The following is an 11,603-nucleotide window of genomic DNA, read 5'->3' on the forward strand; positions in this document are numbered from 1 at the left end:
TCCATCGTCCCGGCACTTTTCTCCAGGCATAAAAAAACGGCCTACCTTTCGGTAAGCCGTTTTTAGTACTTGGTGGCTACACAGGGACTTGAACCCCGGACCCCAGCATTATGAATGCTATGCTCTAACCAACTGAGCTATGTAGCCAAGTGGCGCGCATTATTCGCGTAGAACGGCAATGCGTCAAGTATTTATTTTGAGTTTTTATCTACGCTTTCAACTGTTTAAGCGAAATTACCGGATCGGGCGACGAGTGGTTCGCTATTCACCCGTCTGCACAGCAAGAAAAGCCTGATCGCGTTGGGCAGATATCCCTGCCGCCCAACGAGGGGGGCTGATATTAAGGGAACTTCGCGTTGTGAGTGGCGCGTTTAAGCTGTTCACGCGCCCGGGAGAGGCGCGAGCGAACCGTGCCGATCGGAATGTCCAGTGCGTCGGCGGTGTCCTGATAGCTGCCGTCGGTTTCCAGTGAGGCGTACAGCGTCTTGCGCATCTCTATCGGCAGGTGGTCGATGGCGCTCAAGGTTTTCTCCAGGCGCCGATTGATTTCAAATTCCCAGTCCAAGTTATGGTTCTCTTCCTGTCCATGCCACAGCGATTCGTCGAATTCGCAATGCACGGGCTTGGCGTACAGCCGCCTGAAGTGGTTGCGTATGAGGTTTTGCGCGATACCGCACATCCAAGTGCTGAGCGTGGCATTCCCGCTGAAACGCTCACGGTTGCGCCAGGCTTCCAGGTACGTCAATTGCAGCAGGTCGTCTGCATCTTCGGGGTTGAGTACGCGCTTGTGGATGAATCTGCGAAGTTTTTTTTGCTGGTCATCTGTCAGGTGAAGCATGAATTGAGGCGAGCTGCCAACCAGGTGCGCTAAAGCTTCAATAGGGATATTCATGGATTTTTCCTTGGAGTAGACACAGTCGAAAGGTGTCGACGAGAACCCCGTTTGCACTGGCTGTGCCAAGCGGAAAAATTTCTTAATTTATTGATTTATATAAATAAAAATCTTGTATTAGTGCGATTTTGTGCAAGTGTTTGCAGAGGGCGTTGCAGGCGCATGCAAGTTTTTTCAAATGTGCAGTGGGCCGCTAGCTGATGGAACCGCTTGGGTTGGTCTTGCCACACAGGTAGACACTCTTCCTGTTCAGGTCCGGCCATGATTGAATTCCATTCCGAACTGCCAAAAATCCACAATGTGGATCAACCAGCTGTCAATCAGACTTCCACACCTGCTGCCACCACAGGCCCGGTTACCGATAACCTGGCTCTGCTGTTCAACGAGGAAGTGGTCGCCAACAGCCGGGCGCTGAATCAACGGCAGCTCATCCTGCCCTTGGCATCAGTTCAGATGCTCAGGCAGATTTATAACCAATTGGGTCATCCCGCCAAGAAGACCTTGGCAATGGCCAAATTGCAGCTCAAGCAGCTACTGCAAGTACGTGGTGATGTTGGGGAGTTGCTTGGGGTTTGCGGAGGCGACCCCACGCTCACGTGTGTTGCGCTCAAGAATTTGGAGGCCCAGGGGGGCACTGAAGCAGACTTGGCGCGCGATGCACGCATCAAGCTGGAGGTTAGTTTCGCAGGACAGATCCAGGCCGGTCTGAATACTGCGGCTGCACTTGAGGAGGGGTGTCCCGACCTGCAAGAACGCCTGGCGGTGCGAATGCTCTATTACCAGAGTGTGGTTTCGCACCAATCCCTGGCGACGATGTTGCAGACGCTGTTGGATGTATACGGTGTGGAACGGTTTCCAGAAGGACTCAAGGTCATGCAAAGAGCCTTGGCGGACGATATCGCCGCCAAGGTGTCTTCATCGCCCAATGCGTCCCTGCGTACCTTGCTCCTGGGCCTGCAAAGCTGTGGGCAACTGAGCGGGGTGTTGGCGGCGTGTCAAGGACTGCGCCAACGACTGGCTGTCGATCATGATGCGGTAGTCCTGCTGCAACGACTTCTGGGGTTCACTGGCGGAGGTGTTGGCGCTGCGGAAATCCTGAGATTTGTAGATGATTTGCAGGGTGGTTCAACTGCGAAGCAATTGCTGGTCCTCAATGCACTTTTGCCAGTGGTCGAGCAATTGCCATTGGCTTTATGGCCCGATAGTACAGTACGTAATGAAACCCTGAATTGCTTCCGGGTAGTGATCGGGGAGCTGGACCGGATTGCACGTAGCCATGCACGTTTTCCACGTGAGCTGGAGGCCCGGGCGTGACGATGCTGTCGGTCATCAACCGCTTTCTGCTCAAGGCGGCGCAGCGCGCCGAAGTGCTGGGCGCAGTGGTGGTGATGGCCATCGTGTTCATTTTCATCGTGCCGCTGCCCACCTGGCTGGTGGACATTCTGATTGCGCTCAACATCTGTATTTCGTGCCTGTTGATCGTGTTGGCGCTTTACCTACCAGGGCCATTGGCGTTCTCATCGTTCCCCTCGATTCTGTTGCTGACCACCATGTTCCGTCTGGCGTTGTCGATTGCAACCACACGTCTGATCCTGCTGGAGCAGGACGCCGGCGATATCGTCGAGGCGTTTGGCAATTTCGTGGTCGGCGGCAACCTGGCGGTCGGGATGGTCATCTTCCTGATCCTGACGCTGGTCAACTTTCTGGTCATCACCAAAGGCTCGGAGCGGGTGGCCGAGGTGGCGGCACGTTTCAGCCTGGATGCCATGCCCGGCAAGCAAATGTCCATCGACAGCGACTTGCGTGCCGGCCTCATTGACGGCATGCAGGCAAGGGACAAGCGAGACCAGTTGTCCCGCGAGAGTCAATTGTTCGGGGCCATGGACGGTGCGATGAAGTTCGTCAAGGGCGATGCTGTCGCCGGCTTGATTATCGTCGTGGTCAACCTGTTGGGCGGCTTCGCCACGGGCATGTTCCAGCATGGCTTGAGTGCTTCCGACTCTATCAGCCTGTACTCGGTGCTGACCATCGGCGACGGCCTGATCGCGCAGATCCCGGCGCTGCTGATTTCTCTCACCGCCGGCATGATCATCACCCGTGTGGCGCCGGATGGGCGCAGGGGCATCACGAATATGGGCGCCGAAATTGCCCGGCAGATGACCAGCGAACCCAAGAGCTGGATGATCGCTTCGGTAGGGATGCTGGCCTTTGCGGCGGTGCCTGGCATGCCTACCGTGGTGTTTATCCTGATAGCGCTGGTCACTGGTAGCCTGGGGTATTTCCTGATGCGCCAGCGCCAACGGCAGGAACAACCCACTGCTGAAGCCGCAGAGGCGGTGCGCCCCGAAGAGAACGGTCGTGAGGACTTGCGTGGGTTTGATCCTTCAAGGCCGTACCTGCTGCAGTTCTCTCCGGTGCTGCGTGGGACGCCCGAGGTGACCGATCTTATTCACGCGATTCGCCAGGCGCGAAATGCGCTGGTCGCCAATATTGGCCTGACATTGCCACCGTTCGAGGTGGAACTCGATGACACGCTGGCCGACGATGAAATGCGTTTTTGTGTGCACGAAGTGCCGATGGTCAAGGCCTCGGTCGTCAGCCTGGTTGCGGTTGAGCGCAAGGCGCTCACGGTCGAACCCGCGCACGCCATACCGGGGCTGGCGGAGCGCGATGAACAGGAGTGGCTCTGGTTGGCGCCGGATGATCCGCTGCTCGATGATCCGCAGTTGGAGCGCTTCACCGCGGCGAGCCTGATCGTCGAGCGCATGAAGCAGGCGATGATGCGAAGCGGGCCGCAGTTCCTGGGGATCCAGGAGAGCAAGTCGATCCTCAGTTGGCTGGAGCACAACCAACCGGAATTGGTCCAGGAACTGCAGCGGATCATGCCGCTGTCGCGGTTTTCGGCGGTGTTGCAACGCCTGGCCAGCGAAGGTGTGCCGTTGCGGGCGGTACGGCTGATTGTCGAATCACTGATCGAGTACGGCCAGCATGAGCGTGAACCGGACGCACTGGCTGACTACGCGCGTATTGCGCTCAAGGCACAGATCTACCATCAGTACCGCGAAGCCGACGGCCTGCAGGCCTGGCTGCTGTCGCCGCAGACCGAAAACATCTTGCGTGATGCATTGCGCCAGACCCAGACCGGCGTGTTCTTCGCCCTCGACGAAGAGCATAGCGCGGCGTTGATCAACCTGCTCAATCAAGCCTTTTGCGCACGCCCGAAATTCAAGAGCGTGATGCTGGTTGCGCAAGATTTGCGCAGCCCTTTGCGCACGTTGTTGGTGGAAGAGTTCAACCATGTGCCGGTGCTGTCTTTCGCTGAGCTGGGCAGTACTTCCAAGGTCAAGGTGTTGGGCCGTTTTGACCTGGGCCAGGATGAGCTGATGCGCGGTGCAGTGGCGTGAGGGCTTGATGATGTTCGAGTTACGCGTGCTTGACGGGCTGCACCAGGGTGCTGCGTTGCCGTTGTTTGGGGAGCAGTGGACCATCGGTGCCCACAGCGATGCAGACCTGGTGCTGAGTGATCCTGGCATTGCCGAGCGGCATGCATGTCTGTGGCTCATCGACGGCGTTTGGTCGGTGCAGGCCGAAGCTGGGTTGTTACGCGGGGCTGACGGTCAGGTGCTGGCTCAGATCGCGCGTCTGGCGCTCAATGGTGTGTTTTCGGTGGGAAACGTACGGCTGTGTGTCAGCCTGGCTGATGAGCCCTGGCCTCAAGCGCCTGCGCCTGCGGCGCCGCCCGTGTTCAATGAGGCGGCACGGACACTTAAGTTGTCGACTATCTCCCACTCCCAGCAGAAGCGCTTGATCAGCCTGGTGCTGGCGATAACGGTCATCTTTATCGTGGTGGGTATGGCGTCTACGGGTGAGCCTGAGGCCAAGGCTTCCTTGATGCCGCCTGTGGTGCGCAAGCACGAGTTGGCTTCACCGTTCGAGGTGCGTCAGCAGCTGTTGAAGATGCTCAATGAGCGCGAGTTGAGCCAGCGCGTCAACTTGCAGGTGATCAATGGGCAGGTCGCCCTCGATGGTGATGTGTCCCAGGATGATGTAGAGCTGGTCGCACGCATGCTCAATCGTTTCGGCGAGCAATTTGACAGCGCGGTCCCGGTGATCAGCCGTGTGCGCGTGCGCGACGCAACCTTGCCGTTCAAGATTGTGCAGATCGTGGGTGGGCCCAACGGTCATGTAGTCCTGGAGGAGGGCGGCCGGCTGTTTGTTGGCGATGAAGTGGAGGGTTTGCGCCTGGTGCTGATCGACAACAGCAAAGTGGTGTTCGATGGCGTGCAGCAGTATGAGGTGCGCTGGTGAGCGTGGAAGTGCAGGCACGCCTCGAGGCCTGGCAGCAGCGTCAGGCTCAGTCGCTGGCTACCTTCGCGCCTGTGACGATGCGGGGGCGCATCCAGCGCGTCAATGGCATGTTGTTGCAGTGCCGACTGCCCCAGGCGCGTATCGGGGATCTGTGCCAGGTAGAGAAAAAGCCGGGCGACTACATGCTCGCCGAGATCATCGGTTTTGATCAGCAGGATGCCGTGCTCAGTGCCCTGGGCAACCTTGAAGGCGTGCAGGTAGGCGCCGGCGTGGAGCGCCTGGGTGTTTCGCATCGGGTCCAGGTCAGCGAGGCACTCCTGGGGCAGGTGCTGGATGGTTTCGGACGACCGATCACCGGTGATGGCCCCAGCGCCTTTGTCGAAGCCGACTTGCCGGATACCAGCGCGGTATTGTGTGAGGCTCCTTTACCCACCGAGCGGCCACGCATCAACCGTGCATTGGCCACCGGGGTGCGTTCGATCGATGGCCTGCTGACGCTTGGTGAAGGCCAACGGGTAGGGCTGTTCGCTGGCGCGGGGTGCGGTAAGACCACCCTGCTGGCGGAGATTGCCCGTAACGTGGAGTGCGACGTCATCGTGTTCGGCCTGATCGGCGAGCGGGGTCGCGAACTGCGCGAATTTCTCGATCATGAACTCGATGAGCAACTGCGCTCCAAAGCGGTATTGGTGTGTGCCACCTCCGATCGCTCCAGCATGGAACGTGCACGTGCGGCGTTCACGGCCACCGCATTGGCAGAAGGCTTCCGGCGCAAGGGGCAGCGTGTGCTGCTGCTGATCGACTCCCTGACACGTTTCGCCAGGGCCCAGCGTGAGATCGGCCTGGCTGCCGGCGAACCCCTCGGCCGCGGCGGCCTGCCGCCATCGGTCTACAGCCTGCTGCCGCGGCTGGTCGAGCGTGCCGGCCTGACCCGTGAGGGCGTAATCACGGCGATCTATACGGTGCTGATCGAGCAGGACTCCATGAGCGATCCGGTAGCCGATGAAGTTCGCTCGTTGCTCGACGGCCATATCGTACTGTCCCGTAAGTTGGCCGAACGTGGCCATTATCCTGCGGTGGATGTGCTGGCGAGCCTTTCACGGATCTTGAGTAATGTTGTCGAGCCTGCGGATATCCAGGCGGGTACAGCGCTGCGTCGCTTGTTGTCGGCCTACCAGCAGATCGAGTTGATGCTCAAGCTGGGGGAGTATCAGCCTGGGAGCGATGCCTTGACCGACCTGGCAGTGGACAGTCGCCAGGCTGTCGATGGTTTCTTGCGCCAGGACTTGCGTGAACCCACACCCATGGCGGCAACGCTTGCTCAACTCAAGGAGCTGACGGCCTATGTCCCATTCTGATGTGCTGCTCAGTGAAGTCGAGACGCTGCGCCGCCTGCGCCGTCACCGGGCAGACCGCGCCGAGCGCGCCCTGCGTGAAGCCAAGCGAGCCCAGCAGGCCCTGCTTGCGCATATCCAGCAGGCCCAGGATGCACTTGAGCAAACCCGGCAGGAGGAGGCCGTGCAAAGTGCTCAGTTGCTCAGCCAACACCAGGGGCAGGTATTGACTCGGCAGGCTCTCAAATCCTGGGCGGCGCAGGAGCGCTCGTTATCTGCCAATACACGTCGAGACATAGGGCAGTTGGAGGCCTTGCAGGGCCAGCGTGACGCTCAGCAAACCCGTGTCGGCAGCGCCCAGAAGCAGGTGACCGAGTGCCTGCGGCAGGTCGAAAAACTTCAGGAGTTGTCCCTTTTATTGGTACAGGAGCCGACATGACCCAGGTTGCAGATAAACCCGCTGAGCGTCCACGCGTACGTGAACATCGAGAGGAGCGCGAGCCGGGAACTCGAGGTGTTGTGCCCGCGGAATTGACCCGGTTGTTCAGCCAGTTGTGGGCCGGTGACGGCAAGGGTTCTGGCTCTGGCACTTCCCTGTCGGGTGCGAAATCTTCGGGCAGTGCCGTGATGATCGAGGCGCTTGCCGAACAACTGGTTCCGCGTCTCCAGGCCGCTTCGCAGTGGCCGCTTCAGGCCGTGTTGTACCTGCCGCGTCTGGGGCGGATCAATGCCAGTGTGAATCGCGAACAGAACAGCTGGAGTATCGATCTGGACGCGCAAGAGGAGGCGACGGCGCGCTGGCTCAGTGGCGTGCGGCGACAGTGTGAGGATCGGATTGCGCTGACGCTGGGGCAACCGGTCAGCCTGTTTCTGCCTAATGTCGGCAGCGCATGATAGTGCCGCTGCTGACATTGCCTTCTATCAAGGGCGACACCGCTGCCGCGCGACGCCGGCTGGGACGCGGTTTGGGCCTGGCGTTTGAAGTGGCCGGGCAAGCCGGTCAGTTGCGGCTCGAACCTGGACGTGCCCCCGCAGGTGGCCAGGCGATGTGCTTCGAAACGGGGTGTGGCGTGCTGGCCCTCGCCGAAGCAGGGCCGCTGCTCAGCCTGCTGGGTGAATGCCCGGTGACGTTGGCCCCCTCCGGCAACGATCCGGATTCCTGGTTTTGGGCGCTGTTCCAGTTTCACCTGAGCCCTCAGGTGAAAGCCCTGTTGGGCTATGTGCGATTGCTGGATACCGAACGGCCCAAGGCGTTTGGCTGCCGGCTAAGTGTGGCCCTGGGGAAAACCCGGGTCGAAGGGTATGTGTGGCTGAAGCCCGAGAGCTTTCTGGCGTTGTGCGATGCCGGCCCCTGGCGTGCCACGGCCAGGCCGATGCCCGCGTCGTTTCAGTTGGCCATTGCCGTGACCCTCGGACATTTGCAGTTGCCGATTGCGCAAGCACGCAGCCTGCGGACCGGGGATGTGCTGCTGCTTGAGAGGATCTTTTTCCTAGCCCAGGGCAGCGGCCATTTGCAGGTTGGCAAACGGCGACTGAATGGCTGCATTGATGATAACAACGGGTCGTTGTGCCTGACCCTGACTTCAATTGAGGAGACTTCTGTGGATGAAGAATTCATAGCCCCCGACTATGCCGGTGATGAGGGCGACGAGCCAGTGATGGACGTATTCGGTCACGAACCGTTCGATGAATTGAGCATGGGGCTGAACGTACGCTGCGGCACGTTGAACCTGACCCTGGGCGAGTTGCGTAACCTCGCGCCGGGCGCGGTGCTGGGCATTGGCGGTTATGCGCCAGGCATGGCAGGCCTCTATTACGGCGACCGGCCGATTGGCCAGGGACAGTTGGTGGAAGTCGATGGACGCCTGGGATTGCAGTTATCCCGCGTGATGTTTGGCCGATGATACTTCAGGGGTTGGACCCCTTAGTCCTGGCGGTGTTTCTTGCGGCATTATCGTTGATGCCCATGTTGCTGGTGGTGTGTACGGCGTTCTTGAAGATTGTGATTGTGCTGATGATCACACGTAACGCTATCGGTGTGCAGCAGGTGCCACCGAGCATGGCCATCAATGGCATCGCGCTGGCCGTCACGCTGTTTATCATGGCCCCAGTCGGGTATCAGATCGCTGAAAGCGTCAAAGTCTCCCCCCTTGATCTGAGCAATGTGCAAACGCTCCTACAGACGGGAAGCGAAGCCATCAAACCGTTGCGTGCCTTCATGCTGCGCAACATCGACCCGGATGTGCTCACGCATCTGCTGGACAACACCGCACGCCTTTGGCCGGCGCAGATGGCCCATGAGGTGCAGCGCGAAGACTTGATCCTGTTGATTCCGGCATTCGTGCTGTCGCAACTGCAGGCAGGGTTCGAGATCGGTTTCCTGATCTATATCCCCTTCATCGTGATCGACCTGATTGTTTCCAATCTGCTGTTGGCGCTGGGTATGCAAATGGTCTCGCCGATGACCATTTCCCTGCCGCTCAAATTACTGTTGTTCGTGATGGTGTCTGGTTGGTCGCGGTTGCTCGACAGTCTGTTCCTCTCCTATCTCTGAGTGGCTTATGGAACCCATCGTGCTGTTCAAGCAAGGCATGTTGTTGGTGGTTGTGCTGTCGGCACCGCCATTGATCGTGGCGGTAGTCGTGGGCGTGATGACGTCCCTGGTGCAGGCGCTGATGCAGGTGCAAGACCAGACGCTGCCTTTCGGCATCAAGCTGGTGGCGGTAGGTATCACGTTGATCATGACCGGCCGCTGGATTGGCGTGGAGTTGATTCAACTGATCAACCTCACCTTTGACATGATCGGCCGATCGGCCCTGAACTGAGGCCCTGCCTGTGCTGGTTTATCTCGAGTATCTGCCCAGCCTGGTGATTGGCATGGCGCGTATCTACCCTTGCGGCATCCTGGTGGCAGCCTTCTGTTTTCAGCATATTCGGGGCATGCCACGGCATACCATCGTGATGGTCCTGGCCTTGCTGCCTGCACCGGGTATTCATGCGGCGTTGGTCGGCCAGGACTACTCGGCGATGCTGCTTGGGGTGTTGGTGCTCAAGGAGGTGGGCCTGGGGATTTTACTGGGCGTGCTGCTTTCGATGCCGTTCTGGATGTTCGAGTCGGTGGGGGCGCTGCTGGACAACCAGCGCGGCGCCTTGGCGGGTGGCCAGCTCAACCCTTCGTTGGGGCCGGATGCGACACCGATCGGGCATTTGTTCAAGCAGCTGGCGATTTTCCTGCTGATGGTCAGCCTGGGGTTGGGGACGTTGACCCAAGTGATCTGGGACAGTTATTTGATCTGGCCGCCCACAGTGTGGTTTCCGGTGCCGGCCATTAACGGCATGAGCGTGTTTATCGACCTGTTGGGGGAGACGTTCACGCACATGATGCTCTACGCCGCGCCGTTTATTGCAGTGTTGCTGTTGCTGGAGTTCGGCATCGCACTGCTGGGGGTCTACAGCCAGCAGTTACAAGTGAGCACGCTGGCGCCACCAGTCAAGAGCCTGGCGGGGATCGGCATCATCTTGCTCTACTTCACGTTGCTGCAGGACCTGATTGTCGGGCGTATGGGGCTATTGGGTGACCTTAAACAATCGCTGAGGTTGTTGATCAAGGTCGCTATCCCATGAGTGACTCCGGCGAAAAAAAGCACCCGGCGTCAGCCAAGAAGCTGCGGGATCAACGCAAGAAAGGCCAAGTCGCCCAAAGCCAGGATGTGGCAAAGCTGGTGGCGCTTACGGCCATCAGCGAAATTGCCTTGTTCACTGCCGAGAGCAGCCTGCAACGCTTCCAACAATTGATGCTGCTGCCGATGTCGCGCCTGACCCAGCCCTTTGCCCGAGCGTTGGAGGAAGTACTGTTTGAAGGCATGGTGGTGTTTTTCTCATTCGCCCTGTTGATGGCCGGGGTGGCGATTGCCGCCAAGCTGATCAGCAGTTGGATGCAGTTCGGGTTGCTGTTTGCACCGGAGACCCTGAAGCTGGATTTCAATCGCCTCAACCCGATCAGCCAAATCAAGCAAATGTTCTCGGCCCAGCAGTTGATGAACTTGTTGATGAGTGTCGCAAAAGCCTGCCTGATTGCGTTGATTCTGTATGTGGTGATCTGGCCCTCATTGGGTACGTTAGTCAATTTGGCCACCAGTGATCTGCAGAGTTATATCCTGGCGTTGATCGCTTTGTTTCGCCACCTGCTGCATGTCTGTCTCGGCATGCTGCTGGTGCTGGCGCTCATCGACCTGATCATGGCGAAGCACTTTTTTGCCAAACGCATGCGCATGACCCAGGTGGAGGTCGTTAAAGAGTACAAAGACATGGAAGGCGACCCCCATGTAAAGGGCCAGCGGCGCGCACTGGCGCAACAATTGGCCCAGGAGGAGCCGAAGGTCAAGCTGCCCAAGCTGGAAGAGGCCGATATGCTGGTGGTCAACCCGACGCACTTTGCTGTGGCCTTGTACTACCGCCCCGGTAAAACGCCGCTGCCCTTGCTGGTCAGCAAAGGCATGGATGCCGAAGCCCGTAAACTGATCCATCGCGCCAAGGTCGCCGACGTACCGGTAATCCAGTGCGTGTGGCTGGCCCGTACGCTCTACACAAGGCAGCTGGGTACCAGTATCCCCCGCGAAACCCTGCAGGCGGTTGCAGTGATTTACCGCACCTTGCGCGAGCTCGATGATGAAGCCAAGCGCGAAACCCTGGAGTTGCCGGAACTTGAGCAACGTTGATCAGCGGTTTCTACCTGCGTCCAAGGCTTGCAGATTGGCCAGCGACAGCAGACGGCTGAGGACCCTGTCCACAGCACTGTGGGCTGCGGGCAGAGCGTGCCAAATCACCAGAGCATCCTGGTCGTCGACGTAGATAAAACAACCATCGAACGCCAGCGCCTGCTCAAATCGCCGTTCTAACACCCGCTGCAATTGCCCGGCCTGCACTGCTTCGCGAGCGATCTTCAGTGCCAGTCCCTGGCGGTTTCCAGCCCGCAGTGCGCAAGCGCTGATACCGGGTGCCAGGGACAGGTGAGCATCGGTGCCGCTCACCAGGCTGCTCAGAAATACCTGGCGTTGATCGTCGGGCATTGG

At 59.0% G+C, this 11,603-nt stretch carries 13 protein-coding genes and 1 tRNA gene; 11 read left to right on the forward strand and 3 right to left on the reverse strand.

Translation table 11 applies throughout. The annotated features are described in order from the left end of the window. Positions 1 to 70 precede the first annotated feature (70 nt). Positions 71 to 147, reverse strand: a tRNA-Met gene (locus tag M2497_RS04485). A 193-nt stretch (positions 148 to 340) separates the two neighbouring features. Then, the gene (locus M2497_RS04490) at positions 341 to 892 is read right to left on the reverse strand and encodes an RNA polymerase sigma factor (protein ID WP_248485987.1); all 552 of its coding nucleotides are present in this window, start codon (positions 890 to 892) and stop codon (positions 341 to 343) included. 261 nt (positions 893 to 1,153) lie between these two features. Here M2497_RS04490 and M2497_RS04495 point away from each other — a divergent pair, with 261 nt between their 5' ends. The 11 genes from M2497_RS04495 to sctU are packed head-to-tail and all read left to right on the forward strand — an operon-like array spanning position 1,154 to position 11,249. Further along, positions 1,154 to 2,206 (forward strand): HrpJ domain-containing protein, encoded by a 1,053-nt coding sequence (locus tag M2497_RS04495; RefSeq protein WP_248485988.1) that lies wholly within the window; start codon positions 1,154 to 1,156, stop codon positions 2,204 to 2,206. Beyond that, positions 2,203 to 4,296 carry a type III secretion system export apparatus subunit SctV gene (gene sctV, locus M2497_RS04500; protein ID WP_248485989.1) on the forward strand — a complete coding sequence of 698 codons (2,094 nt, stop codon included), beginning with the start codon at positions 2,203 to 2,205 and terminating at the stop codon, positions 4,294 to 4,296. Before M2497_RS04495 ends, sctV begins: the two co-directional genes overlap by 4 nt. Before the next feature lie 10 nt (positions 4,297 to 4,306). After that, positions 4,307 to 5,200, forward strand: a complete 894-nt coding sequence (locus tag M2497_RS04505) for an FHA domain-containing protein (RefSeq protein ID WP_248485990.1) — start codon at positions 4,307 to 4,309, stop codon at positions 5,198 to 5,200. Beyond that, positions 5,197 to 6,555, forward strand: a complete 1,359-nt coding sequence (locus tag M2497_RS04510) for a FliI/YscN family ATPase (protein WP_248485991.1) — start codon at positions 5,197 to 5,199, stop codon at positions 6,553 to 6,555. Before M2497_RS04505 ends, M2497_RS04510 begins: the two co-directional genes overlap by 4 nt. Further along, positions 6,542 to 6,970: a YscO family type III secretion system apparatus protein gene (locus M2497_RS04515; RefSeq protein WP_248485992.1), complete on the forward strand. Its 429-nt coding sequence runs from the start codon at positions 6,542 to 6,544 to the stop codon at positions 6,968 to 6,970. Before M2497_RS04510 ends, M2497_RS04515 begins: the two co-directional genes overlap by 14 nt. Further along, positions 6,967 to 7,425 carry a type III secretion system HrpP C-terminal domain-containing protein gene (locus tag M2497_RS04520; RefSeq protein ID WP_248485993.1) on the forward strand — a complete coding sequence of 153 codons (459 nt, stop codon included), beginning with the start codon at positions 6,967 to 6,969 and terminating at the stop codon, positions 7,423 to 7,425. The genes M2497_RS04515 and M2497_RS04520 overlap by 4 nt, the downstream gene beginning before the upstream one ends. After that, a complete protein-coding gene (locus M2497_RS04525; protein WP_248485994.1) occupies positions 7,422 to 8,435 on the forward strand; it encodes a FliM/FliN family flagellar motor switch protein in 1,014 nt (337 codons plus the stop codon). The genes M2497_RS04520 and M2497_RS04525 overlap by 4 nt, the downstream gene beginning before the upstream one ends. After that, entirely contained in the window at positions 8,432 to 9,085 is a 654-nt protein-coding gene (gene sctR, locus M2497_RS04530) for a type III secretion system export apparatus subunit SctR (RefSeq protein ID WP_248485995.1), read from the forward strand. Before M2497_RS04525 ends, sctR begins: the two co-directional genes overlap by 4 nt. A 7-nt stretch (positions 9,086 to 9,092) precedes the next feature. Continuing rightward, positions 9,093 to 9,356 (forward strand): type III secretion system export apparatus subunit SctS, encoded by a 264-nt coding sequence (gene sctS / locus M2497_RS04535; protein ID WP_065888055.1) that lies wholly within the window; start codon positions 9,093 to 9,095, stop codon positions 9,354 to 9,356. Positions 9,357 to 9,366: 10 nt separating this feature from the next. Then, on the forward strand, positions 9,367 to 10,155 hold the full coding sequence (sctT, locus tag M2497_RS04540) for a type III secretion system export apparatus subunit SctT (RefSeq protein ID WP_248485996.1): 789 nt from the start codon (positions 9,367 to 9,369) through the stop codon (positions 10,153 to 10,155). Then, positions 10,152 to 11,249, forward strand: coding sequence for a type III secretion system export apparatus subunit SctU (gene sctU / locus M2497_RS04545; protein ID WP_248485997.1), 1,098 nt, complete (start codon positions 10,152 to 10,154; stop codon positions 11,247 to 11,249). Before sctT ends, sctU begins: the two co-directional genes overlap by 4 nt. Here sctU and M2497_RS04550 read toward each other — a convergent pair whose 3' ends face one another. Continuing rightward, entirely contained in the window at positions 11,250 to 11,600 is a 351-nt protein-coding gene (locus tag M2497_RS04550) for a transcriptional regulator (protein WP_248485998.1), read from the reverse strand. Between the last annotated feature and the right edge of the window lie 3 nt (positions 11,601 to 11,603).

This window comes from Pseudomonas sp. CYM-20-01, from assembly GCF_023169845.1.
Taxonomy (GTDB): Bacteria; Pseudomonadota; Gammaproteobacteria; order Pseudomonadales; family Pseudomonadaceae; genus Aquipseudomonas; species Aquipseudomonas azotoformans.